Source organism: Lysinimonas soli (assembly GCF_042655435.1).
GTDB classification, from domain to species: domain Bacteria; phylum Actinomycetota; class Actinomycetes; order Actinomycetales; family Microbacteriaceae; genus Lysinimonas; species Lysinimonas soli.
Genome location: NZ_JBHSMG010000001.1, coordinates 787,320 through 811,834, shown reverse-complemented (window position 1 = coordinate 811,834; position 24,515 = coordinate 787,320). Strand labels below are relative to the sequence as shown.

23 protein-coding genes are annotated in these 24,515 nt (G+C 70.1%); 4 read left to right on the top strand and 19 right to left on the bottom strand.

Annotation, left to right across the window (positions count from 1 at the left end):
* Positions 1–50: 50 nt before the first annotated feature.
* The 3 genes from metE to hflX form a co-directional block, all read right to left on the bottom strand.
* Positions 51–2,366: a 5-methyltetrahydropteroyltriglutamate--homocysteine S-methyltransferase gene (metE, locus tag ACFPJ4_RS03895; protein WP_386738974.1), complete on the bottom strand. Its 2,316-nt coding sequence runs from the start codon at positions 2,364–2,366 to the stop codon at positions 51–53.
* Positions 2,363–3,349: a methylenetetrahydrofolate reductase gene (locus ACFPJ4_RS03890; RefSeq protein WP_386738973.1), complete on the bottom strand. Its 987-nt coding sequence runs from the start codon at positions 3,347–3,349 to the stop codon at positions 2,363–2,365. The genes metE and ACFPJ4_RS03890 overlap by 4 nt, the downstream gene beginning before the upstream one ends.
* 193 nt (positions 3,350–3,542) lie before the next feature.
* Positions 3,543–5,078, bottom strand: coding sequence for a GTPase HflX (gene hflX / locus ACFPJ4_RS03885; RefSeq protein WP_386738972.1), 1,536 nt, complete (start codon positions 5,076–5,078; stop codon positions 3,543–3,545).
* Positions 5,079–5,120: 42 nt separating this feature from the next.
* Here hflX and ACFPJ4_RS03880 point away from each other — a divergent pair, with 42 nt between their 5' ends.
* The gene (locus ACFPJ4_RS03880; protein ID WP_386738971.1) at positions 5,121–5,774 is read left to right on the top strand and encodes a class I SAM-dependent methyltransferase; all 654 of its coding nucleotides are present in this window, start codon (positions 5,121–5,123) and stop codon (positions 5,772–5,774) included.
* Positions 5,775–5,801: 27 nt separating this feature from the next.
* On the opposite strand, the gene dapF is transcribed toward ACFPJ4_RS03880, so the two are convergent.
* The 16 genes from dapF to thyX all read right to left on the bottom strand — a co-directional run bounded on the left by dapF (position 5,802) and on the right by thyX (position 23,027).
* On the bottom strand, positions 5,802–6,674 hold the full coding sequence (gene dapF, locus ACFPJ4_RS03875) for a diaminopimelate epimerase (protein ID WP_386739768.1): 873 nt from the start codon (positions 6,672–6,674) through the stop codon (positions 5,802–5,804).
* 15 nt (positions 6,675–6,689) lie between these two features.
* Positions 6,690–7,628, bottom strand: coding sequence for a tRNA (adenosine(37)-N6)-dimethylallyltransferase MiaA (miaA, locus tag ACFPJ4_RS03870; protein WP_386739767.1), 939 nt, complete (start codon positions 7,626–7,628; stop codon positions 6,690–6,692).
* 67 nt (positions 7,629–7,695) lie between these two features.
* Positions 7,696–9,237 (bottom strand): tRNA (N6-isopentenyl adenosine(37)-C2)-methylthiotransferase MiaB, encoded by a 1,542-nt coding sequence (gene miaB / locus ACFPJ4_RS03865; RefSeq protein WP_386738970.1) that lies wholly within the window; start codon positions 9,235–9,237, stop codon positions 7,696–7,698.
* A gap of 80 nt (positions 9,238–9,317) precedes the next feature.
* The gene (locus tag ACFPJ4_RS03860; RefSeq protein WP_386738969.1) at positions 9,318–10,037 is read right to left on the bottom strand and encodes a regulatory protein RecX; all 720 of its coding nucleotides are present in this window, start codon (positions 10,035–10,037) and stop codon (positions 9,318–9,320) included.
* Positions 10,038–10,050: 13 nt separating this feature from the next.
* Positions 10,051–11,238: a recombinase RecA gene (gene recA / locus ACFPJ4_RS03855; RefSeq protein ID WP_386738968.1), complete on the bottom strand. Its 1,188-nt coding sequence runs from the start codon at positions 11,236–11,238 to the stop codon at positions 10,051–10,053.
* Between the two features lie 294 nt (positions 11,239–11,532).
* A complete protein-coding gene (locus tag ACFPJ4_RS03850; RefSeq protein ID WP_386738967.1) occupies positions 11,533–11,757 on the bottom strand; it encodes a DUF3046 domain-containing protein in 225 nt (74 codons plus the stop codon).
* A gap of 189 nt (positions 11,758–11,946) precedes the next feature.
* Positions 11,947–12,255, bottom strand: coding sequence for a helix-turn-helix domain-containing protein (locus ACFPJ4_RS03845; protein WP_386738966.1), 309 nt, complete (start codon positions 12,253–12,255; stop codon positions 11,947–11,949).
* Positions 12,256–12,399: 144 nt separating this feature from the next.
* Complete coding sequence (locus ACFPJ4_RS03840; RefSeq protein WP_386738965.1) at positions 12,400–12,906, bottom strand: CinA family protein; 507 nt, start codon at positions 12,904–12,906, stop codon at positions 12,400–12,402.
* The gene (gene pgsA, locus ACFPJ4_RS03835; RefSeq protein WP_386739766.1) at positions 12,903–13,514 is read right to left on the bottom strand and encodes a CDP-diacylglycerol--glycerol-3-phosphate 3-phosphatidyltransferase; all 612 of its coding nucleotides are present in this window, start codon (positions 13,512–13,514) and stop codon (positions 12,903–12,905) included. The genes ACFPJ4_RS03840 and pgsA overlap by 4 nt, the downstream gene beginning before the upstream one ends.
* Positions 13,515–13,604: 90 nt before the next feature.
* Positions 13,605–16,376 (bottom strand): DNA translocase FtsK, encoded by a 2,772-nt coding sequence (locus ACFPJ4_RS03830; protein ID WP_386738964.1) that lies wholly within the window; start codon positions 16,374–16,376, stop codon positions 13,605–13,607.
* 156 nt (positions 16,377–16,532) lie between these two features.
* A complete protein-coding gene (locus tag ACFPJ4_RS03825; protein ID WP_386738963.1) occupies positions 16,533–17,756 on the bottom strand; it encodes an ABC transporter permease in 1,224 nt (407 codons plus the stop codon).
* Complete coding sequence (locus tag ACFPJ4_RS03820; protein ID WP_386738962.1) at positions 17,753–18,493, bottom strand: ABC transporter ATP-binding protein; 741 nt, start codon at positions 18,491–18,493, stop codon at positions 17,753–17,755. Before ACFPJ4_RS03820 ends, ACFPJ4_RS03825 begins: the two co-directional genes overlap by 4 nt.
* Complete coding sequence (locus tag ACFPJ4_RS03815; protein WP_386738961.1) at positions 18,493–19,503, bottom strand: efflux RND transporter periplasmic adaptor subunit; 1,011 nt, start codon at positions 19,501–19,503, stop codon at positions 18,493–18,495. The genes ACFPJ4_RS03820 and ACFPJ4_RS03815 overlap by 1 nt, the downstream gene beginning before the upstream one ends.
* 72 nt (positions 19,504–19,575) lie before the next feature.
* A complete protein-coding gene (locus ACFPJ4_RS03810; RefSeq protein WP_386738960.1) occupies positions 19,576–21,255 on the bottom strand; it encodes a ribonuclease J in 1,680 nt (559 codons plus the stop codon).
* Positions 21,256–21,275: 20 nt separating this feature from the next.
* The gene (gene dapA / locus ACFPJ4_RS03805) at positions 21,276–22,253 is read right to left on the bottom strand and encodes a 4-hydroxy-tetrahydrodipicolinate synthase (RefSeq protein ID WP_386738959.1); all 978 of its coding nucleotides are present in this window, start codon (positions 22,251–22,253) and stop codon (positions 21,276–21,278) included.
* A 75-nt stretch (positions 22,254–22,328) separates the two neighbouring features.
* Entirely contained in the window at positions 22,329–23,027 is a 699-nt protein-coding gene (thyX, locus tag ACFPJ4_RS03800) for an FAD-dependent thymidylate synthase (RefSeq protein ID WP_386739765.1), read from the bottom strand.
* A 128-nt stretch (positions 23,028–23,155) separates the two neighbouring features.
* On the opposite strand from thyX, the gene ACFPJ4_RS03795 reads away from it, so the two are divergent.
* From ACFPJ4_RS03795 to ACFPJ4_RS03785, 3 genes are read left to right on the top strand one after another with little or no spacing between them, the layout of a single operon-like run.
* Positions 23,156–23,602 (top strand): TlpA family protein disulfide reductase, encoded by a 447-nt coding sequence (locus tag ACFPJ4_RS03795; RefSeq protein WP_386738958.1) that lies wholly within the window; start codon positions 23,156–23,158, stop codon positions 23,600–23,602.
* Positions 23,599–24,069: a DUF4395 domain-containing protein gene (locus ACFPJ4_RS03790; RefSeq protein ID WP_386738957.1), complete on the top strand. Its 471-nt coding sequence runs from the start codon at positions 23,599–23,601 to the stop codon at positions 24,067–24,069. The genes ACFPJ4_RS03795 and ACFPJ4_RS03790 overlap by 4 nt, the downstream gene beginning before the upstream one ends.
* A 19-nt stretch (positions 24,070–24,088) precedes the next feature.
* On the top strand, positions 24,089–24,514 hold the full coding sequence (locus ACFPJ4_RS03785) for an OsmC family protein (protein WP_386738956.1): 426 nt from the start codon (positions 24,089–24,091) through the stop codon (positions 24,512–24,514).
* Position 24,515 lies beyond the last annotated feature (1 nt).

Sequence of the window (24,515 nt, the reverse complement as noted above, 5' to 3'; positions counted from 1 at the left end):
GCACGTCGCCGGGCAACGGGGTGCGACCGCCTCGGGTCACGGGATGAGGGCTACTGGCTCACCGAGAGCTTGGCGCGCTCGGCGCGGGTGGCCGCGAGCATGTTCTCGAGCGAGGCGACGGTCTCGGCGTAGCCGCGGGTCTTCAGCCCGCAGTCCGGGTTGACCCAGACCTGCCGTTCCGGGATCGACGCGAGGGCGATGTCGAGCAGTTCGGTGACCTCGTCGACGCTCGGAACGCGCGGCGAGTGGATGTCGTAGACGCCCGGTCCGATGCCGCGGCCGAAGTGGCTGCGCTCGAGCTCGGGAACGACCTCCATCTTCGAGCGGGCGGACTCGATCGAGGTGACGTCGGCATCCAGACCGTCGATCGCGTCGAGCACCACGCCGAACTCCGAGTAGCAGAGGTGGGTGTGGATCTGCGTCGCGTCCTTCACCCCCGAGGTCGCGAGCCGGAACGACTTCACCGACCAGTCCAGGTAGGCGGCCTGATCGCGGGTCTTGAGCGGCAGGAGCTCGCGCAGCGCCGGCTCGTCGACCTGGATGATGCCGATGCCCGCGGCCTGCAGGTCGGAGATCTCGTCGCGCAGGGCCAGTGCCACCTGGTTCGCGGTCTCGCCGAGCGGCTGGTCGTCGCGCACGAACGACCAGGCCAGGATCGTGACGGGCCCGGTCAGCATGCCCTTGACGGGCTTGTCGGTCAGGCTCTGGGTGAAGGTCGACCAGCGCACCGTGATCGGGGCGGGCCGTGAGACGTCACCCCAGAGGATCGACGGGCGGGTCGCGCGCGAACCGTACGACTGCACCCAGCCGTTCTGGGTGACGGCGAACCCGTCGAGGTTCTCGGCGAAGTACTGCACCATGTCGTTGCGCTCGGGTTCGCCGTGCACGAGCACGTCGAGTCCGATGCGCTCCTGCAGCTCGACCACGTCACGGATCTCCTGCTCGAGGAAGCCCTCGTAGGCGGCCTGATCGATCTCGCCCTTCGCGAAACGTGCACGAGCGGCGCGGATCTCGCCGGTCTGCGGGAAGGAGCCGATCGTCGTCGTCGTGAGCGCGGGCAGGTGGAGCGCCGCCTCCTGAGCGGCCTCGCGGACGGGATACGGGCTCCGGTGGAAGGCGCTCTCGTCGAGCTTCGCCGCGCGCTCCCGCACGGCTCCGTCGCGCACGCCGGGAGCGTGGCGACGGTCTTCGAGAGCGGCGGATGCGGCATCCAACTCGCTCTGGATCGCGGCGCGGCCGTCGCGCAGACCGCGCGCGAGCACCGCGACCTGGGCCACCTTCTCGTCGGCGAAGGCGAGCCAGCTCTTCAGCTGCGCCGGGAGCCCGGGCTCGTCGGCGACCGTGTGCGGCGTGTGGAACAGGCTCGTCGAGGTGCCGACCGCGACGTTGGGGCTCACCAGACGCAGGGCCTCGAGCTTGTCGAAGGCTGCGGCGAGGTCGCCGCGCCAGATGTTGTGACCGTCGATCACACCGCCCACGAGCACCTTGTCGGTGGCGGGAGCGGTCGGGACCGCGCCCTTCACCAGGTCGAGGGCGATCGCGTCGATCGGCGCGGCCTCCAGCACGGGCAGGGCGTCGTCGAGCGAGCCGTAGGGCGCCGCGACCAGGATGCCGAGCGGGCGTTCCCCGCCGAGGGCCTCGTACGCCGTCTGCGCCGCTGCGAGCACCTCGCCGCGTGCAGCAGGAACCGACTCGCTGACGAGCGCGGGCTCGTCGAGCTGAACCCATTCCGCTCCGGCCGCGGCGAGCTTCTGCAGCAGCTCGGCGTAGACGGGAAGCAGCTCCTCGAGCTTCGACAGCGGGCGGAAGCCCTCCGGCGCCGACTCGGCGGCCTTGCTCAGCAGCAGGAACGTGACGGGGCCGACGATGACCGGACGGGTCGTGAAGCCGTCGGCCCTGGCCTCCTCGACCTCGCGCACGAGGCGCTCGCTCGCGAGGTGGAACGCGGTGTCGGGCCCGATCTCGGGCACCAGGTAGTGGTAGTTGGAGTCGAACCACTTGGTCATCTCGAGCGGGGCGCGGTCGCCCTCCCCCCGCGCCAGCGTGAAGACGTCGGCCAGGTCGAGCGCACCGTCGCCGTCGACGAGGTCGGCGAAGCGGCTCGGCACGGCGCCCACGGTCACGGCCGCGTCGAGCATCTGGTCGTAGTACGAGAACGACTCGGGGATCGACGAGTCGGTCTTGCCGAGCCCGAGAGCGGCCAGGCGGTCGCGCGTGGCGGCGCGCAGACCCGCGGCGGTCGCCTCCAGCTGCTCGGCGGTGGTCTTGCCCGCCCAGAAGGCCTCGACGGCGCGCTTGAGCTCGCGACGGGGACCGATGCGCGGGTAGCCCAGGATCGTGCCGGTCGGGAAGGGGGAGATCGTCATGCGGGGGTCCTTGCTGGATCGAGCAGGCCCACGGCGCCGAGAACGGCGAGCGGGGCCTCGTGGCGGTTGAAGGTGTACAGGTGGAGTCCGGAAGCGCCCCCGTCGAGCAGACGGGCGGCAAGGCGGCTGGCGTGCTCGATCCCGACGGTGGCCGGATCGTCGGCCGCCTCCAGATCGCGCAGAAGCATGGCGGGGAGGGTCTCCCCGCTGAGTTCAACGATACGGTGCAGGCGCGCTGCGCTCAGCACGGGCATGATCCCCGGCAGGATGCGCATGGTCACGCCGGCGGCGCGCGCGCGATCGACGAAGCCGAGGAACTCGTCCGCCTCGAAGAACAACTGCGAGATCGCCAGGTTGGCCCCGGCGGCCTCCTTGGCGAGCAGAGTGTCGAGATCCTGCTCGATCGAGCGTGATCGCGGATGCCCGTTCGGGAACGCCGCGACCGCGATCGTCACCTTCTCGCCGCTGGCCAGCCGCCGCGCGCCGGGGAACCCCGGTATGGGCACCTGGACGAACGGCACGCGCTCGGCCTGGACCCGGTGGATGAGCTGAACCAGCTCTCCCGCGCTGCGCAGGTCGCCGAGGAAGACGTCGCCCTCCTCGACCCCGGCTGGCGGGTCGCCCCGCAGGGCGAGGAAGCTGGTGACCCCGGCATCCAGGAACTCGCGGATCAGCCGGGACGCCTCGGCATAGGACGAGCCGACGCAGGTGAGGTGCGCCATGGGCTTGACATCCGTGTTGCGCAGCAGGTGCCGCAGCACGTCGAGCGAGACCCCGCGCGAGGAGCCGTTGGCGCCGTACGTCACCGAGATGAACTCCGGGCCGGCGGCGACGAGGGGACCGAGCGAGACCTGCAAGGCGGCCGCGGCGGCGTCGTTGCGCGGCGGATAGAGCTCGAAGGAGAAGGTGGGGCCGTCGGCGATCGCGTCAGCCGCCGGGGGCGCGGCATCGAGCGAATCGTCTCCGATCCCGAATGCCGCCACGAGCTCTCCGCCTCAACCGTCCGTGAGCGCCGCGCGAACGCACGGCTGCTTCCTGGAGCGGGTGCCGGGCTCGGCTGTCGCACCGCGCCGCCGATCGCGGCGCTCAGGACAGCGTAGCCGCCCGGCGGTCATATTGCCGACGGCGACGAGGCGACCGGTTCACCGGGCGGGGCCGGTGGACGGGTCAGGCAGATCAGACCTTCGCCGCCCCCAGTGCCGCCTTGAGCTGCTCCGCCACGCGCTCGGTGGCCATCACGGTGAGCCGAGTGCCTCGCTCGTCATAGCTCGTGTCGGTCACGCGTGCCCGGGCGTGAGCGAGCGCGACCAGGTCGCCGCGATCGAACGGAACCAGCATCTCGAGTTCGACATCCGGATGCGGCAGCTCGTCCGCGATGCGGGCCAGCAACTCGTCGATGCCCTCACCACTGCGCGCCGAGACGAACACGGCGTTCGGTTCGAGCCCGCGCAGCAGCAGGCGCTGGTCGTCATCCACGAGGTCGCTCTTGTTGAAGACGACGATCTCCGGCAGATCACGCGCCCCGACCTCGCCGATCACGTCGCGCACCGTGGCCAGCTGGGCGGCCGGATCGGGGTGGGCGCCATCGACGACGTGCACGATGACATCCGAGTTGCCGAGCTCTTCGAGCGTCGAGCGGAACGCCTCGACCAGTTGGTGCGGCAGGTTGCGCACGAACCCCACGGTGTCCGAGAGCGTGTAGACCCGACCGTCGGGGGTGCGGGTGCGTCGCACCGTCGGGTCAAGGGTCGCGAACAGAGCGTTCTCGACGAGCACCCCGGCCCGGGTGAGCCGGTTGAGCAGGCTCGACTTTCCGGCATTGGTGTAGCCGACGATGGCGACGCTGGGCACCTCGAAGCGATCGCGGTTCGCGCGTTTCGCATCGCGGGCCGGCGCGAACCCCTTGATCTGCTTGCGCAGACGGGCCATGCGGGTGTGGATGCGGCGGCGGTCCAGTTCGATCTTCGTCTCACCGGGACCGCGGCTGCCCATGCCGTTGCCCGCGCCCACCTGACCGCCGGCCTGACGCGACATCGACTCGCCCCATCCGCGCAGTCGCGGGAGCAGGTACTCGAGCTGGGCGAGTTCGACCTGGGCCTTGCCCTCTCGGCTCTTGGCGTGCTGGCTGAAGATGTCGAGGATCACGGCCGTGCGGTCGATGACCTTCACCTTGACCGCGTCCTCGAGCGCGCGGCGCTGGCTGGGAGCGAGTTCGGTGTCGGCGATCACGGTGTCGGCGCCGAGTGCCTGGACGACCGCGGCGAGCTCCTCGACCTTGCCGCGCCCGAAGTACGTCGCCGGATCCGGGTGCGGTCGCCGTTGCAGCAGCCCGTCGAGCACGACGGCACCGGCGGTCTCGGCGAGGGCGGCGAGTTCGCGCATCGAATTCTCGGCATCCTCGAGCCCCTGGCCGGAGTAGACGCCGATCAGCACGACGTTCTCGAGCCGCAGCTGGCGGTACTCGACCTCGGTGACGTCCTCGAGCTCGGTCGAGAGCCCACCCACCCGACGCAGCGAGGCGCGGGCGTCGCGATCGAACTGATCGCCGTCGGCCTCGGGGAGGAAGTCGACATCGGCGTCGGTGCTCAGCGCCTGCGCCTGCGTGATCGCCGTACGCGGCTCGCCGTCGGCGCCGAAACGGCTCACGCCCGCGGCCTTGGCGTCGTTGCTGGCCAGTACGCGGTCGAGCATCTGATCGTCGTTCGCGCTCATGATCGTTTAACCCTAGTTCCTTGTTTTCGATAGGTTCTCTGCATGGTTCCCCCCGAGCACTACTTCTCGGCGACGCCGGGAGGCGAGTTGGTGCTTCGCACGATCTCGGTTCAGCTGGCGGGGCGCCACCTCGACGTGACCACCGCCAACGGGATCTTCAGCCCCGAGCGGGTGGATACCGGCACCCAGGTGCTGCTCGGTCATGCGCCGAGCCCGCCGCCCGGGGGCAATCTGCTCGACCTCGGTTGCGGTTGGGGGCCGATCGCCCTCACGCTCGCCCTGGAATCCCCACGCGCCACCGTCTGGGCGGTGGATGTCAATCACCGCGCTCTCGACCTCGTGCGCCGGAATGCCGACGCGCTCGGCCTCGACAACATCAACGCCGTGACGCCCGAGGATGTTCCCGACGACGCGCTGTTCACGGCGATCTGGTCGAACCCGCCGATCCGGGTCGGCAAGAACGAGCTGCACTCCATGCTCGTGCACTGGCTGCCCCGCCTCGAACTCGGCTCGGATGCCTGGCTCGTCGTGCAGCGCAACCTCGGCTCGGACTCACTGCACCGCTGGCTGCAGGCGGAGTTCCCCACCGAGCTCAACGTCACCCGCGCCGCGACCAACAAGGGCTACCGGGTGCTCAGGGCACGGCGCCGCTCGGGTACCGAGATGACGGAGCCGATCGGGGTCGTCGGCGCCTAGGCGCCGGACCCCGCGGTCGGGCGCGGCTCAGATCTCGAGGGTGCCCTCGAAGACGAGCTCCGCAGGCCCGCTCAGGGCGACGTGATCACCCTCGGGGGTGGCCAGCACCCGCACGCCCAGGACGCCGCCCGGCACCTCGACCCGCCAGGCGTCCGGAGCGTTCGCTCCGGCCCAGTGCCGGATGGCGAGGGCTGCCGCCGCGGCACCGGTGCCGCAGGAGAGCGTCTCCCCGCTGCCGCGCTCGTGCACCCGCATCCGGATGCGGCCGACGCCGTCGAGGACGAGCGGGTCGGCCGGCACCACGAACTCGACGTTGGCGCCGTCGGGAGGCGCAGGAGAGACGCCGGGAGCCTCACTCAGGTCGATGGCATCGAGTTCTGCGTCGTCGGCGAGGGCCACGACGACGTGGGGATTACCGACTCCCACCGGGAGCCCGGGACGTGCCACCTCGAGGTGCCTGGCCGAGACGGTGACGTCGCCGTCGAGCACCACGAACGGGCCGAGGTCGACCTCGAATCCTTCGGCCGTCCTCGTGAGCCGCCGCACTCCCCCGCGGGTGCCGATCGCGACGGATTCGCCCTCGGCGAGTTCGATGAGCCCGTTCTCGATGAGGTAGCTGCCATAGACCCGGATGCCGTTGCCGCACATCTCGGCAGGGCTTCCGTCGGCGTTGTGGTAGTCCATGAACCACTCGGCCGCGGCATCCTCGGCCAGGGCATCGGCCCCGGCCGGAAGACGGGCCGAGCGGACCGCCCGGATGACGCCGTCGGCCCCCACCCCGAAGTGTCGATCGGCGATACCCGCGATGTCGTCCGCGTCGAGTTCGATCGCTCCGTCGGGGTCGGAGAACAGCACGAAGTCGTTGCCGGTGCCGTGCCCCTTGGTGAAACGGAGTTCGATGCTCACGGAGCCAGGCTAGCCGGACGCCCGATCGACCGCTGCGCGACCGACGTCGACGCGGGCCGGGTCGTCGGACTCGATCCAGTGCGTCTCGGGCGAACGGGCGAACCAGGCGACCTGCCGACGGGCGTAGCGCCGGGTCAGCACGGCGGTCTGCTCGATGGCCTGCTCCTCGTCGAGGAGGCCGTCGAGCTGGGCGATCGCCTGCGCGTATCCGATGGCGCGGGCCGCGGTGACCCCGAACCCGCCCGGCCGAAGTGCCGTCACCTCGTCGAGCAGCCCGTCGCGCCACATCCCTCGCGCCCGGGCGCCGAGTCGTTCGACGAGGGTCGCGCGCTCGGCACGCAGACCGATCGTCACCGCGGGCCGCCACCGCCGGGACTGGCTCGGTAGGCCCGAACCGAACGGTTCTCCCGTGATCGTGACGACTTCGAGCGCCCGGACGAGCCTCCGGCCGTTGTGCGGCCCGATCGCCTGCGCCGCGGCGGGGTCGACCTCGTGCAGCCGCCGATGCAGCAGCCCGGGACCGCCGTCGGCGAGCTCGGCCTCGAGTCGCTCGCGGATCACCGGATCGGTGCCAGGAAAGCGGAAGTCGTAGAGCACGCTCGACACGTAGAGTCCGCTGCCCCCGACCAGGATCGGGATGGCTCCTCGGGCCTGGATCTCGTCGATGACCGCGCGCGCGTCCTGTTGGTACCGCGCGACGCTGGCCTCCTCGGGCGGGTCGAGCACGTCGAGCAGGTGATGCCGGATGCCGCGACGCTCGCCCTCGGGCAGCTTCGCCGTGCCGATGTCCATGCCCCGGTACAGCTGCATCGCATCGGCGTTGACGATCTCGACCCGGTGGCCCTCGTCCTGCCACCGCTCGGCGAGGTCGAGAGCAAGTGCGGACTTGCCCGTGCCGGTGGCGCCCACGATCGCGACGATCGGCTGGGTGATCGAGCCGGTGCTCATGCCCGCGGCCACGCCCTGGGCGACGCCCGCGCCACGAGCGCCGCGGAGGTCGGAACCGGCTCCCGGGTTACGCTCCACCGGGCCGTCGCGTCGGAAGGCCGATGTTCACCGTCGTGCCCGATCCGCCGCCCGCAGCGGTGAGGGCCGAGCCGTGCGACGGGATCGCGCACGACTCCGCCTCGGCGCGGTCGAAGGCGTCACCCGCACGGGTGCGTCGCACCGGGAGCACGTCACCCGCCGGCGCCGCGATGAGGAAGTGCGGCGCGGACCGGGTCACCACGACGCTGACGACGTCTCCCGGACGGGGCAGCGCGCTTCCCGCCGGCACGTCGAAGTGGACGAGACGGTTGTCTTCGGCGCGACCCGACATCCGGGCGTTGCTGCCGTCGCGACGTCCCTCGACCGACGAGACGAGCACCTCGATCGACGTGCCGACGAGTGCGGCGTTCTCTTCGCCCGAGATGCGCTCCTGCAGCTCGGTGAGTCGCTCGTAGCGCTCCTGCACGACCGACTTCGGCACCTGGTCCGGGAGGGTCGCCGCGGGCGTCCCGGGCCGGATCGAGTACTGGAAGGTGTAGGCCGACGCGAAGCGCGCCTCTTCGACGACGCGGAGCGTGTCGGCAAAGTCGTCCTCCGTCTCCCCCGGGAACCCCACGATGATGTCGGTCGTGATCGCGGCGTTCGGAATGCGCGCCCGCACGCGCTCGAGGATGCCGAGGAACTTCTCGGAGCGGTAGGAGCGTCGCATCGCCTTGAGAATGCGGTCGGAGCCGGACTGCAGCGGCATGTGCAGCTGCGGCATGACGTTGGGGGTCTCGGCCATGGCGTCGATCACGTCGTCGGTGAAGGCGGCAGGATGCGGACTCGTGAAGCGCACCCGCTCGAGCCCCTCGATCGAGCCCGCGGCACGCAGCAGCTTGCCGAAGGCGAGGCGATCGCCGAACTCGACACCGTAGGAGTTGACGTTCTGGCCCAGCAGAGTGACCTCGATCGCGCCGTCGGCGACGAGCAGCTCGATCTCGCTCAGGATGTCGCCGGGGCGCCGGTCCTTCTCCTTGCCGCGCAGCGCGGGCACGATGCAGAAGGTGCAGGTGTTGTTGCACCCGACCGAGATGGACACCCAGCCGCTGTGCGTCGACTCGCGCCGCGTCGGCAGCGTCGAGGGGAAGACCTCGAGGGATTCGAGGATCTCGAGCTGCGCCTCGCCGTTGTGGCGTGATCGCTCCAGCAGCACCGGCAGCGAACCCATGTTGTGAGTACCGAACACGACGTCGACCCACGGCGCCTTCTGGAGGATGACGTCTTTGTCCTTCTGGGCGAGGCAGCCGCCGACGGCGATCTGCATCCCCTCGTGCTCCCGTTTGATGCTGGCCAGGTGCCCGAGGGTTCCGTAGAGCTTGTTGTCGGCGTTCTCGCGCACGGCGCACGTGTTGATCACGACGATGTCGGCTGGAGTGCCGTCGGCGCGGACGTAGCCGGCCGCCTCGAGCGATCCGCTCAGCCGCTCGGAGTCGTGCACGTTCATCTGGCATCCGAAGGTGCGCACCTCGTAGGTACGGGGGGCCTCAGCGGCGCCGCCGGTCTCGGAGCGGGAGTCCGGGAGGGTCATGATCCCCCAAGCCTACGTCGGCGCGACCGCGGTCGTCGGGCCGACGGGGCTGCCACCATCGACCCCCGATCCAGCTGGACTCAACGGAAGCGGACCGTGCTCGTCGGCGTCGCCGGAAGAGCGTGCTCCACCGCCGAGCGGATCGTCGACCCGGAGTACCCCCGCCTCGCGAGAAAAGCACTCAATCGACGGAGGGCCGTCTCGCGATCGTAGGAGCGCAACTGCCCCGCCCGCTTCACGGCGATCTCTTTGGCCCGGCCGAGCTCGTCGCTCGTCTCGATGAGATCGAGCGCGTACTCGATCGCGGCCGGGGCGAGCAGGCGTCGGGTGAGCTCCGCCGCGACAGCCGAGCGACCGAGACCCTTGCGCTCCTGCAGGATGCCCACCAGGTTCTGCGCGAGCGCCATGTCGTCGATCAGGCCGACGCCCTCCAAACGGTCGAGCTCCGACGCGACCGTCTCGTCGTCGAGTTCGCGCGCCCGAAGGCTGCGTTCGACCTCCCGCTTGGACATGCCGCGGCGGGTGAGAGCGTGCATCGAGACGCGCTCGGCGCGCTCCTTGGCCTTGGCGTCGGCGCGAGCCTCGGGCGACTCCCGATACTCATCCGCGGCTCGACGCTCGGCCAGGGTGGTCGCGATCTGCGATTCCAGCTCGCCGAACACGCTCGCGAGGGTCGGCAACTCGGTCGTGGGCGGGTCCGACGGCGCCGGGGGCTGCACCCCCGGCAGGTACGTCACCGGGGCGAGGCCGTCGCCTCGTGCGGCACCCGCTCGGGCGCCGCCGGACCGTTCCACGTTCATCGCTGTCGCTCGACTATTCGCCCGAGGCCATTCGGGCCACGAGCTCGTCGTCGATCGACTCCGGGAAGGACTGCCCCGCAGCCGCCTTGGCCGGGCCGCCCTTGGCAGCCGCGGTGCGACCGGCCGGCGGGCGACCACCTGTTGCGAGGTCGACGGGCGCGACCGCCGCCGCAGCGGCTGCAGCCGCCGCAGCCGCCTTGCCGATCTCACCGATTCCGAGCTTGACCAGGATCTTGTTCTCGATCTCGGTCGCTGTCGCGGGGTTCTCGAGCAGGAAGTTGCGGGCGTTCTCCTTGCCCTGGCCGAGCTGGTCGCCGTCGTAGGTGTACCAGGCGCCCGACTTGCGCACGATCTCGTGCTCGACCCCGTAATCGATCAGGCTGCCCTCGCGGGAGATGCCCGTGCCGTAGAGGATGTCGAACTCCGCCTGCTTGAAGGGCGGCGCCATCTTGTTCTTGACGACCTTGACCCGCGTGCGGTTGCCCACGGCATCCGTACCGTCCTTCAGCGTCTCGATGCGGCGGATATCGAGGCGCACCGAAGCGTAGAACTTGAGCGCCTTGCCGCCCGAGGTGGTCTCGGGGCTGCCGAAGAACACGCCGACCTTCTCGCGAAGCTGGTTGATGAAGATCATCGTGGTGCCGGTCTGGCTGAGCCCGCCGGTAAGCTTGCGCAGCGCCTGGGACATCAGGCGGGCCTGCAATCCGACGTGCGTGTCGCCCATCTCGCCCTCGATCTCGGCGCGCGGAACGAGTGCCGCCACCGAGTCGATGACGATCAGGTCGATCGAGCCGGACCGCACGAGCATGTCGGCGATCTCGAGGGCCTGCTCCCCCGTGTCGGGCTGCGACACCAGCAGCGAGTCGATGTCGACCCCGAGCTTCTTGGCGTACTCCGGGTCGAGAGCGTGCTCCGCATCGATGAAGGCGGCGATGCCGCCGCCCTTCTGCGCGTTGGCGATCGCGTGCAGCGTGAGCGTGGTCTTGCCCGAGGACTCGGGACCGTAGATCTCGACGATGCGGCCGCGCGGCAGCCCGCCGATGCCGAGCGCGACATCCAAGGCGATGGAGCCGGTGGGAATGACGGCGACCGGAGCCCGCTCGTCACTGCCGAGGCGCATGACGGAACCTTTGCCGAACTGGCGGTCGATCTGAGCGAGTGCCGTCTCGAGGGCTTTCTCGCGGTCTGCTGGTGAGGGCATGGCCCGTCTCCTTCGTTGTCGTCGGCCGCCGCCGGGTGGCGGAGCTGCCGTGGTGATGCGCCCATAGGCTGCCGTTTCGGTGCGGACCGATGAAGCAAGGTCTGCGCTTTCACGACAGGGCTGGTGTTGCTCGGTAGTTGCGACGCTATGCCCGAGGCCCGACATTTCTCCGGACCGACGGGCATCTCGTGCACAACTCGTCTTCGAACGACCTTGTTGAGGAGACTACCCACATCCGAACGGATGTTCGAGAGGCACGCGGCGTGTCGAACCGAGCTCGCGCTGCCGGCCGGCTCAGCCGCGCGGTGGCTTCGGGCGACCCGCGCCGTGCCAACGATCCGGCGGGACCTCCTGCGCCGCGCACAACGCGAACCACACCTCGCGGGCGGGCACGCCGGCGGCGAGCGCCTCATCCGGCGTCCGATTGCCCAGGGCGACCACGACGGTGTCGCGTCGCAGCACCCGGCCGTGCGCGCCGAACTCGTCGGCGATCGCGCGTTCGAACTCCGAGAGCTTCATGCGACCATCCTCCCCCGCCCGAACGCGTCACGCCGACCGACCGGCCACGCCACGGCATCACGAGCGCGCGCCATTCTCGTGACCGCGCGGAGAGATGCCGCAGCGCTCGACAGACCGGACGGCGGCAGGAGGGACGGCACGACGACGAAGGCCCCGGCGTGAGCCGGGGCCTTCGTGGAAATCGAACGACTAACGGACCGCGAGATCCGCGTCGAACTCCGCGACCAACTCATCCGGAAGCGTGTCTGGAACGCTCGTCACGCCCTCGATCAACGCGAGGCGGTCGCCCACTTCGCGCATGATCGTCGAGATCGGGGTGTCGAGGGCGTCGGCGACCGACGCCAAGATCTCGGAGCTCGCCTCCTTCTGGCCGCGCTCCACCTCGCTCAGGTAGCCGAGTGCCACGCTCGCGCGGCTCGCCACCTGACGCAGGGTCATCGCCTTCTGCAGGCGGAAGTCACGGAGAACATCGCCGATTTCCTGACGTACCAGAACCATGGTGTCCTCCTTCTCACTCCGACCAATCGGATCGGTGTCTCCGACCGGGGCGCTCACACTACCCCGATCGATACGCAAACTCTAAATCGTGCCACCACGGAGTTCCCTGTGACGACACCACATGTAACGAGATCGAAACGCCCGCTATTCCGCGAGGCGATCCAGCACGCGTTGCAGTGATGCCGCGACAGTAGCCGACCGGATGCCCGCTCGGTCACCCCCCAAGCTGAGGCCGTACGCCTCCACGGTGTCGCCGACCGCGAGTCCGATCCACACCTCGCCCGGCGCGTGGCCGTCCTGCAGATCCGGACCGGCGACGCCCGTCGTGGCCAGACCGATGTCGGCGGGCACCCCGTCCCGGCCGAGCCGCCAGCGAACCCCCTCGGCCATCTGCCGGGCCACCTCGGCGTCGATCGGGCCGGTCCGGGCGAGGAGCTCGGCGTCGACGCCGAGCAGGCTCGACTTGAGGTCGGTCGCGTACGCCACGACTCCGCCGCGCAGCACGGCCGACGCTCCCGGCACCGACACCAACTCGGCGACCAGGAGGCCGCCGGTCAGCGATTCGGCGACGGCGATCGTCATCCGGCGTGCCGTCAACTCGGCGATCACCCGCTGCGCGACCGATGCCCCGGTAACCGACGGCGCCGTCACTCGGGCGCCTCGACCCGCCGCACCCGGCCCAGCCGCCATGCCTGCCAGAGGTACTCGATCCCGCTCCCCACGGTGAGCACGACCGCCAGCACGATCAGCACGGCGTTGACCCAGTTGACCCAGGCCCCGAGGAACTGCCAGAGCGGGAACAGCGCGAACGAGATCGCGACGGCCTGCACGACCGTCTTGACCTTGCCGAGCCAGGATGCGGCGATCACCCGGTCGCGCAGGGCGATGAAACGGAACACCGTGATGCCGATCTCGCGCACCAGGATGACGACCGTGATCCACCACGGGATCTCCCCGAGGATCGACAGCCCGACCAGGGCGCCGCCGGTCAGCACCTTGTCGGCGATCGGGTCGATCAGCTTGCCGAGGTCGGTGACCAGATTGCGCTGGCGGGCCAGCAGCCCGTCGACCGAGTCGGTCGTGATCGCCAGCACGAACAACACCGCCGCGATGTAGCGGACGTACCCGTCGTGCCCCGCGTCGTCGAGCAGCAGCCAGATGAAGACGGGAGCGAGCAGGATGCGGATGACCGTGACGATGTTGGCGATGTTGCCGGCGCTGGCCGGCGTCTCGCCCGTCGAGACGACCCGACCGCGCATGGGATTGACGCGCCCGGACGGGGTCGTCGGCCCTGCTGTCGGCTGGCCTGGCCGCGGCCGGCTCTCGTCCGGCTCGGGGACCGCCATGCGCTACTCCCTGCCGGTCAGCCGCCAGGCGTCCTCGTCCGAGGAGCCCTCCTCCTCAGGATATCCGCTCGTCATGTCGGCAACGGGATCGCTGGCCAAACCTCCAGCCTGCTGCCCCGCGGACTGGGGGGAACCCGACGGAGCGGACGGCCGGGGCGCACCGGCACCGGCGGGGTCGTCGCCGCCCCGCAGGCGCGCGAGCACCTCGGGGAGCTGCTCGGGGGTCACCAGTACGTCGCGCGCCTTGGACCCCTCGCTCGGCCCGACGATCTCGCGGGACTCGAGCAGGTCCATCAGCCGACCGGCCTTGGCGAAACCGACCCGCAGCTTGCGCTGCAGCATCGAGGTCGAGCCGAACTGCGTGCCGATGATGAGCTCGGCGGCCTGCAGCAGCACGTCGAGATCGTCGCCGATGTCGCCGTCGACCTCGCGCTTCTCGATCACGGCCGCGACATCCTCGCGGTACTCCGGTCGCGCCTGATCGGTCACGTGCTTCACGACCGCGGCGATCTCATCCTCGGTGACCCAGGCGCCCTGCACCCGGATCGCCTTCGACGCGCCCATCGGCAGGAACAGGCCGTCGCCCTGGCCGATGAGCTTGTCGGCGCCGGGCTGATCCAGGATGACGCGGCTGTCGGTCATGCTCGACACCGCGAAGGCCAGGCGGCTGGGCACGTTGGCTTTGATGAGGCCCGTGACGACGTCCACACTCGGACGCTGGGTGGCGAGCACGAGGTGGATGCCCGAGGCGCGCGCCAGCTGGGTGATGCGCACGATCGAGTCCTCGACGTCGCGCGGGGCGACCATCATGAGGTCGGCGAGCTCGTCGACGACGACGAGCAGGTACGGGTACGGCTGAAGCCGCCGCTCGGATCCCGCCGGCAGCACGATCTCGTCGGCGAGCACGGCGCGGTTGAAGTCGTCGATGTGGCGGAACCCGAACGACGCGAGGTCGTCGTACCGCATGTCCATCTCCTTCACGACCCACTGCAGCGCTTCGGCGGCCTTCTTGGGGTTCGTGATGATGGGCGTGATGAGGTGCGGTACGCCCTGGTAGGCGGCCAGCTCGACCCGCTTCGGGTCGATCAGCACCATGCGCACCTCGGCGGGCTTGGCGCGCATCAGCACGCTCGTGATCATCGAGTTGATGAAGCTCGACTTTCCCGAGCCGGTCGCGCCGGCCACGAGCAGGTGGGGCATCTTCGCCATGTTCGCGACGACGAAGCCGCCCTCGACGTCCTTGCCGAGCCCGATCGTCATGGGATGCACGCTCTTCGACGCCGCCCCCGAGCGCAGCACGTCGCCGAGCGAGACGATCTCGCGATCCTTGTTCGGGATCTCGATGCCGATCGCGCTCTTGCCCGGGATCGGCGACAGGATGTTGACCTCGTTCGAGGCGACCGCGTAGGCGATGTTCTTGGCCAGCGCCGTGACGCGCTCGACCTTCACGCCGTGCCCGAGTTCGATCTCGTAGCGCGTCACGCTCGGGCCGCGGCTGAAGCCCGTGACGCGGGCATCCACCTGGAACTGACTCATGACGCTCGTGATGGCCGCGATCGCCTCGTCGTTGGCCGGCGTCTTGGCCTTGGGCGGCGTGCCCGCCGACAGCACGGATGCCGCGGGCAGACGGTACGGCCGCCGCGCCGGGCTGCTCGCCCGCGCGTTCGGTGCCACCGGCGCGACGGAGTCGAACTCGCCGGCCGCGCCCCGCTCCCCCGCGCTGCCGAATCCCGGAAGGGCGGAGGGTGCGTCTTCGCGGATGCTGGTCGCACCCGTCTCGACCTCGCCCGTGAAGCGCTTCACGGCATCCTCGGCGCGCACGAGCTCTTCGAGCAGCTCGATGTCGAACTCGCTCTTGGTGTGGTCGATGATCTCGGTCGGCTGATCGGCGCCGACGACCGGCGTGTCGAACGCGGGCTCGGCGCTCTTGGTCTTGCCGCGACGCCACCACGGCATCGATGCCGGGTCGTCGAGCTCGAGGCCGAGGTCGCTCAGCGAGCCGAATTCCTGCGAGTCGGTCGAGTCGGCCGGCCGCACGCGGGGCTCCGGCGCCTGGGCGCCGAACAGGTAGGCGTACAGCTCGCGCAGCCGCCAGCCGACCTTGTTGGGCGGCGTCTTGGTGATGATGAACAACGAGAGCAGCAGGAATCCGCCGATCACGACGACGGCGAGCCAATCGGCGTGCACCTGGATGAACGGCTGGCCCACGATCCAGCCGACCACCCCACCGCCGTGCGCGAGCGCGACGGCCCCCTGCGAGGGCTGCGGATGCCCGCCGAAGACGTGACTCAGCCCACTGATGGTCGTGAGCAGCAGGGCGAGGCCGATGCCGATCCGCGTGTTGTCGTGCACCGACGCCGGATGCCGGAACAGCCACACCGCGAACACCAGCAGGATGACCGGCAGTGCGAAGGCGACCCGTCCGAACAGCCCGCCGAAGGTGTACGCGTCGAGGGCGATCGCGACCTCGTTGCTGGGATTGAACCACTCGACGACGGCGCCGATGACGGCGAGCAGGACGAAGAAGAACGGCACCCCGTCACGGCGCTCGTCCTTGGCGAGCGTCTCGCGGCCGAACAGCCGGGCGGCGCCCCCGACGATGTGGGCGAGACCGAGCCATGCGCTGCTCAGCAGACCCGGCTCGTCGCTGGGCACGACCTTGTTGGCCGGCAGCTTCTTGGTCGCTTGGGGGCTGCGCGCCCGGCCGCGCGCGGTCGATCCACGAGAGCTGCTGGTGCGGGCGCGCGGAGACGACGACCGGGTGCTGGTGGCCATGCCGTCACGGTACCGGCGAGGGGTGGTCTCGCCACGAAGGCGCGCGCGGGCACGGCGCGAGTGGTACGAAATGGCGCTTCATCGAGCGGCGAGGCGCCATTTCGCACCACGCGCGCCATGACGGGTGCCCGGGGCGGGCGCAACGCCGACGGCGGCTCAGTACCGGATCGCGTCGATCGGCTTGACCCGCACGGCCACGATCGCGGGCAGCAACCCCGCGAGCGCGCCGACGATCGTCGAGACCACGAGGCCGAGGATCGCCGCCGACACGGGGAACGGCGGCACGTCCTGCACCGCGCGGGCGACGAGCGAGGCGCTCAACGGATTCTTGAGCGCGACGACCGCGACCACGACCCCGATGAAGCCGGCGACGACGGTTGCGACCACGCTCTCCATCATCACGGAGAAGAACACCCGCCCGGCCGTCGCACCGAAGCTGCGGCGGATGCCGATCTCGCGGATGCGATAGCGCACCGTGACCAGCGAGATGTTGAGCAGTCCGAGGGCGCCGAGCAGCAGCACGAGGCCGGCGATCCCGCCGACCGCGAGCTTGACCCCGAGCAGCTGATCGCCTCCGCCGCCGGATTGGTAGTCGGTGCGGTCGACTCTCACGTTCCACCCGCTGCCGACCTCGGCCGAGACATCGGTGCCGATGCGCTCGCGCAGTGCCGCGGAGTCCTCCGGCGGAACCCAGGCCTCCCACGTGGGCACGATGCCCTGGGCCGGGGACGTCGACGAGGCGATCCGCTGGTACTGGTCGTAGAGCATCGTGACCGAGAAGCACTGGTCGCAGTCGGCGCGTTGGATGCCGACGACGACCGCCGTGACCGGCTGGGCGCCCGCGATCGTCACCGTGGGGTGACTCGTCAGCGCCGGCGAGCCGAGCAGCTGCCAGGTGTTGACGTCGATGACGACCGAAGGGGCGAGGTGGTCCTCATCCGAGGCATCGGGCATCCGTCCCGTCGTCGGGCGCAGCCGATGCATGGTCGCGTAGTCGGGATCCACCGCGAGCACACTCGCCTGCACGACTCCACGCGGTGAGTTCAGAGACAGCTGCGGCCCCTGCAGCACGCGCGAGCGGTAGCGGATGTCGTAGCGGTCCGCGAGGCGGCCGTACGCCGCATCCAGCGCAGCGGCGTCGGGTGTGCGCGATCCCGTCGAGTCGGAGACATTCACCGACAACAGCGCCGGCCGCCCCCCGTACCGCTCGGAGGACTCGGTCTGCGCCTGCTCCAGCACGCCTCCGACCGCGACGACGCCGGTGATGGCGGCCACCGCGACGGCGACTCCGATCAGGCTCAGAAGCACTCGGGTGCGGTGCACGCGCAGTTCCGACCAGGCCTCGACGATCGCGCCGAACAGGCCCGTGATGAGGTTCATCGGATCGCTTCCCTCGCGTCGACGGGGTTGGAGTGCGACGCCGAGGGGCCGCCCGCGACCACGGGGGTCAGCACCCCCGCGTCGAGCCGGTAGTGGCGTCGAGCAAGAGCCGCCACGTTGACATCGTGGGTGATGGTGATGAGGGCGGCCCCCGACCCCTCCGCGACCTCGTCGAGCAGCGCCATCACGCTCGCGCCGGTGTCGACGTCGAGGGCTCCCGTCGGCTCGTCGGCGAGGATCAACCGAGGTCCGCGCACGAGCGCCCGCGCGATCGCGACGCGCTGCTGCTCGCCGCCCGAGAGCTGCGAGGGAAGGGCCTCGAGCCGATCGCCGAGGCCGACCCGGCCGAGCATGTCGGCCGCGATCGCGCGACGGCGCCAGAAGCCGCGACCCGTCGCGTAGAGCAGCGGGGTGAGCACGTTGTCGAGCGCCGTCCGACCCGGCAGCAGGTTGAACTGCTGGAAGATGAAGCCGACGTCGCGTCCGCGCCGACGGTCCCGCTCGCCCGCGCGCATCCGTTCGAGCGGGATGTCGTCGAACACCAGGCGCCCGGTGGTGGGCTCGTCCAGCAGGCCGAGGATGTTGAGCAGGGTCGACTTTCCGCTGCCGGAGCGTCCGACGATGCTGACGTGATCGCCGACCTCGACCTCGAGATCGACGCCGCGCAGGATCTGCAGGGAGTCGGCATCCGCGATCTCGATCGTGCGGGTGACGCCTTCGAGCGCGAGCAGCGGCATCAGCCGCCGACCCCGCCCATGACGACCGCGCCGTCCGTGGGGCCGGGGGCGGGTGCCCCCGGCACGAACTGCAGGATCGTGTCGCCCTTCTTGAGCCCGCCCGTGATCTGCACCCTGACGCCGTCGGTGAGTCCGAGCGTCACCGCCTGCTTCGCGGGCGAGGCCCCGCCCACACCCGGCAGGTAGACCGTGCCGCTGCCCGCCGCGCCGTCGACCGCCGTGGTCGGCACGACCAGCACGTTCTCGGCCTTGCCTCCGTCGATCGTGAGCTTCGCCGCGAGTCCCGCGAAGACGGTCACGCCGGCCGGAACCGCGCAGCGCACGGTCGCCGTTCCCCCCGACGATCCCGTCGCCCCGCCGGTGCCGGGTCCGGAGCCGGCGGAGCCGCCCGTGGTGGTCGCGTCCGCGCCGGCGAGCGGCGTCGAGATCGTGAGCCCCGTGCAGGTGAATGGAGCCGGGCCCCCCGTGATCGCCGTGCTGCCGTCGGTGGGTTTGTTGAGCAGTCGGTACTGCTGCGCCGCCGGGATGGAGGCGGCGACGCTGAACGACGAGGGTGCGACCTGGGCGATCGCGTCGCCGATCGACACGGTCTGTCCGACGAGCACCGGCAGGGCCGACAGGGTGCCGGCGGCTCCCGCGGTGACCGTGATCGTGCGGATCGAGGTCGTGCCGTCGGGGTTGGGGGTCTCGGAGCGGATCGTCAGAACCGGCGTCGTGGGCGCGACCGCCTGCCCGGCGCTGACCATGACCTTTCGGACCACGCCGTCGAGCGTCGCGCGCACCGGTACGGCAGGGTCCGCCTCGATCGTGGCGTCGAGCACCACATCGTTGGCGATGCTGCCCTCCTCGACCTGGATGGTCGGATCGCTCACCGCGCCGGTGGGCACGGCGGCATCCGAGGCACCGCCGCCGAAGCCCCCGAGGAAGGCGAGCTTCACGAGGGCGGCGGCGATCACGGCGAGGATCACGAGGCGGAGGATGGGGAAGACCCACTTGCGTGAAATGGACACCCGCTCATCTTAGGAAGACGAGTGAGCCTCGCGGATCATCCTTTCGGGTGAGATCCCGACCGAAGTCGTGAGCTACGCCTCGATCACCACCGGGATGATCATCGGGCGACGACGGTGCTGGGTGTTGACCCAGCGTCCGACCGTGCGGCGCACCACCTGGCTGAACCCCTGGGTGTCGCTCGTTCCGTTGCGCGCGGCGTCGCTGAGGGCCTTGACCACCTGCGGCAGCACGTCGTCGAAGACGGATTCGTCTTCGGCGAAACCACGGGCTTGGATCTCGGGCCCCACGATCACCCGCCCGGTCTGCACATCGATCGCCACGAAGATCGAGATGAAGCCCTCCTCGGCGAGGATGCGGCGGTCCTTCAGGTCGGCCTCGGTGATCTCGCCGACCGTCGACCCGTCGACGTAGACGTAGCCGAGGTCGAGCTGCCCGACGACGCGGGCGATGCCGTTCTGCAGGTCGACGACGATGCCGTTCTCGCCGATGACGGTGTTCTGCTCGGGCACGCCGGTCTCGATCGCCAGCGCCGCGCTCGCCGTCAGGTGACGGTACTCGCCGTGCACCGGCATGACGTTCTTCGGCTTGATGATGTTGTAGCAGTAGAGCAGCTCGCCGGCGGCCGCGTGACCCGAGACGTGCACCTTGGCGTTGCCCTTGTGCACGACCTTCGCGCCGAGCTTGGTGAGGCCGTTGATGACGCGGTAGACCGCGTTCTCGTTCCCGGGGATCAGGCTGGATGCCAGGATCACCGTGTCGCCCTCGGCGACCTCGATCTGGTGCTCCTGGTTGGCCATGCGCGCGAGCACCGCCATCGGCTCGCCCTGGGATCCGGTGCTCATGTACACGATCCGGTCGTCGGGCAGCTCGAGCGCCTTCTTGAGCTCGATGAGCACGCCGTCGGGAACCCTCAGGTAGCCGAGCTCGGCCGCGATCCCCATGTTGCGCACCATCGAGCGCCCGACCAGGGCGACCTGGCGGCCGTTGGCGGCGGCGGCATCCAGCACCTGCTGCACGCGGTGCACGTGGCTCGAGAAGCTCGCGACGATGACGCGGCGCTTCGCCTTGGCGATCACGCTCTCGATCACCGGACCGATGTCGCGCTCGAGCGCCGTGAACCCCGGCACGTCGGCGTTGGTCGAATCCGGCAGGAAGAGATCGACGCCCTCCTCGCCGAGCCGCGCGAAGGCGCGCAGATCGGTGATGCGCCCGTCGAGCGGGAGCTGGTCCATCTTGAAGTCGCCGGTGTGCAGCACGAGCCCGGCGGGGGTGCGGATGGCGACGGCGAGCGCGTCGGGGATCGAGTGGTTGACCGCGATGAACTCCAGCTCGAACGAGCCGAGCTTCTCGACCTGCCCCTCTTTCACCGTGAGCGAGTACGGCGTGATCCGATGCTCCTTGAGCTTCGCCTCGACGAGGGCGAGGGTCAGCTGCGATCCGATCAGCGGGATGTCCTGGCGCAGCTTGAGCAGGTACGGGACCGCCCCGATGTGGTCCTCGTGACCGTGCGTGAGCACCACGCCGAGGATGTCGCCGAGCCGATCGCGGATCGGCGTGAAGTCGGGGAGGATCAGGTCGACGCCCGGCTGGTGCTCCTCGGGGAAGAGCACGCCGGCGTCGACGATGAGAAGCTGCCCGTCGAACTCGTAGACGGTCATGTTGCGGCCGATCTCGGCGAGCCCGCCGAGGGGGGTCACGCGGAGTGCCCCCGACGAAAGGGCTGGCGGATCGAAGACGTCGGTGCCTGGCATGTGGTCCTTGCTGCGCCGATTCAGCGCGTGGTGCCCGCGACCTTCGGCAACGCTCCGCCGGCGGCGGCATTGCGGTCGGGACGGAAGTTGGAGAAGTCGACTCCGGGAATGTCGCCGACGAGCGCGAGCTCGTCTTCGATGAGGGCGGCCTCGGACTCTTCCGGGCCGACCAGCGGGAGGCGCACGCGCGGGCTCGAGATGCGCCCGAGGCCGTGCAGGATGTACTTCGCGGCCACGGTGCCGGGCACGTGCGTCATGACGGCGCGGACGAGCGGTTCGAGCGCCTTGTGCTCGGCCGTCGCCGTGGCGAGGTCGTTGCGATTGACCGCGTCGATGATCGCGCGATAGGGCGCGGCCGCGATGTTGGCCGTGACGCCGATGACGCCGGTGCCGCCGATCGCGAGGGTCGGCAGCGTCATGGCGTCGTCGCCCGCGAAGTAGATCAGGTCGGTGTTGTTGAGCACCCGGCTGACCTCGCTGAGGTTGCCCTTGGCATCCTTGACCGCCCGGATGTTGGGGTGCTTGGCGGCGCGGAGGATCGTCTCGTAGGCGATCTCGATGCCGGTACGCCCGGGGATGTCGTAGAGGATCACCGGCAGGTTCGTCGCATCGGCGATCATCCGGAAGTGGGTGAGCACACCCGCCTGGGTGGGCTTGTTGTAGTAGGGCGTCACGATCATGACGCCGTCGGCACCGGCCTTCTCGCTGTGCTTGTACAGCTCGATGGCGTGCGCCGTCTCGTTGGATCCGCCGCCCGTGATGACCTTGGCGCGGCCGTTGGCGACCGACTTGGCGACCTCGACGAGCTTGATCTTCTCGGGGTCGGTGAGGGTGCTGGTCTCGCCCGTGGTCCCGGTGACGACGATGCCGTCGGCCCCGGCGGTGATGACGTCGTCGATGTGCTTCTCGACGTCACCCCAATGCACTTCGCCGTCGGCCGTGAACGGGGTCACGAGCGCGACGAGCACCTGTCCGAAGGGATTCTCTGGCGTCGACACGCGCTCCAGGCTACCGGCCCGACGGGGGCCGCGCTCTCCCCCGGCCGCTGGGAGCTTTCCGCTCGCCGCCACGCGTTATGGCGCGACGCGGCCGTTCGCCTCGAAGGCGGCGTAGGTCAGGGGCATGAGCTCGGCCCATGCCGTCTCCATCAGCTCGGCGACCATCTCGATCTCGCGCTGGGGGAACGACGGGAAGTGTGCGTCGTCGCGCTTGGTGCGCAGGGACAGGAAGTTCATCAGGGAACGGGCGTTCATCGTCACGTACATCGACGAGTACAGCGACAGCGGGAGCACCGTGCGGGCGACCTCACGGGCGATGCCGGCGTCCAGCATCCGCTGGTAGGACTCGTACGCGGCGGTCGCGATCCGGCGCCCCTCCGTCACCGCGAGCTCGGTCTGCTCGGGAGTGCCCTCGACGAACTCGTAGGCGCCCGGCTTGCCCTGCTGGATGAGGCGGCGCTCGGGACCGGGCACGTAGAACACGGCGTTGAGCTCGCGGTACCGGCCGCTCTCTTCGTTGTACGAGGCGATCCGGTGACGCATGAACTCGCGGAACACGAAGATCGGGGCCTGCACGTAGAAGGTCATCGAGTTGTGCTCGAACGGCGAGCCGTGGCGATCGCGCATCAGGAAGTTGATCAGGCCACGGTCGCGATCGGAGGCCTCGGTGCCCGCGGCGGCCTTCTGCAGGGTCTGCTCGCCCTGCGTCGACACGCGAGCCGCGAACAGCACGTCGGAGTCGTTGGCGCTCGACCGCACCAGCTCGACGGTCATGTCCGACCGGAACGTGATCTCGGGAGCAAGGGCGTCGGCGGAGGCATCGGCGGAAGGCACGGCCTTCACGATAGTCATAGTCCGTCACACTCGGCCGCGACGCGCTGAGGCCTGGCTATCGTGACGTCATGCAGATCGGAACCGTCGTCATCGTGCTGGCGAGCCTCGTGCTCGCGGCCACGGTCATCGGGGTGCTGCAGCGCTCTCTGAGCGGACGCGTGCGGATCGCGAACCACCGTTCCCCGGGCATCGACGGGGCCGTCGACATCCGCGGCGTCGCGCTCGGCGGCCGCGCGACCCTGCTGCAGTTCTCGAGCGAGGTCTGCACCCCGTGCGTCGCCACCGCGCGGGTGCTGGGCGACATCGCACGCGCCACCGACTCCGTGGCTCACATCGATCTCGATGTCGCGGAGCGTCCGGAGCTGGCCGCCCGCTTCCGGGTGATGCAGACCCCGACGACGCTCATCCTCGACGGCACCGGTGCGGTCCGCGCCCGTATCGGCGGAGCGGTGCGGCGCGAGCTGCTCGTCGCCGAACTCGACCGCGTTCTGGCGGGCCCGGTGCTGGCCGCATGAGCGCCAAGGCGGCCATCGATCCGCGGGGTCCCCGATTCGGCGCCGGCATCACGGCCGTGCTGCTGCTCATCGTGATCGCCCTGTCGCTTCTGGGAACGGGTCTCGCGGCCCTTCTGCTGTTCGTCGCGATCACGGCCCTGTTCGCCTGGGGTGCCTTCGCGGGCATCGCGCGGCATCCGTACGGCCTGCTGTTCAAGGCCCTGATCCGACCGCGCCTGGCCCCGCCGAACGAGCTGGAGAATCCGGCGCCGCCGACCTTCGCACAGGGTGTCGGGTTCGTGATCGCGCTCGTCGGTGTGCTGCTGGAGCTGCTCGGCGTGCCCGCGGCGGTCCCGGTCGCGGCGGCGGCGGCCTTCATCGCGGCGTTCCTGAACTCGGTGTTCGGCTACTGCCTCGGATGCCAGATCTACCTGCTGCTCGTGCGTCTCGGCATCGTCGGCCGACACGGTTCCGCCACAGCCGCCTAGCCCGACATAGAGTTGGGCCATGGCCCTCACCAGCGAAGCAACGACCCTGTGGTTCGGCGATCTCGTCACCGGATCCGGAACGACATCCCTCGACTCGAGCGACGCGGCGGAGTTCCCCGTGTCGTGGCAGGCGCGCTCGGAAGGCGTCGCCGGCCTGACCAACCCCGAGGAACTGCTCGGCGCGGCCCACTCCGCGTGCTACTCGATGGCCCTCTCGAACGAACTCGGCAAGGCGGGCCATGCCCCCGAGAGCCTGCAGGTCACCGCCGCCGTCACGTTCCAGCCCGGCGACGGCATCACGGGCAGTCATCTGCTGGTCAGCGCGAAGATCCCCGGCATCACCGAGGATGAGTTCCAGGCGTTCGCCGAGGGCGCCAAGGAGAACTGCCCGGTCTCCAAAGCCCTCGCGGGCGTCAAGATCACCCTCGAGGCGAACCTGGCCTGAC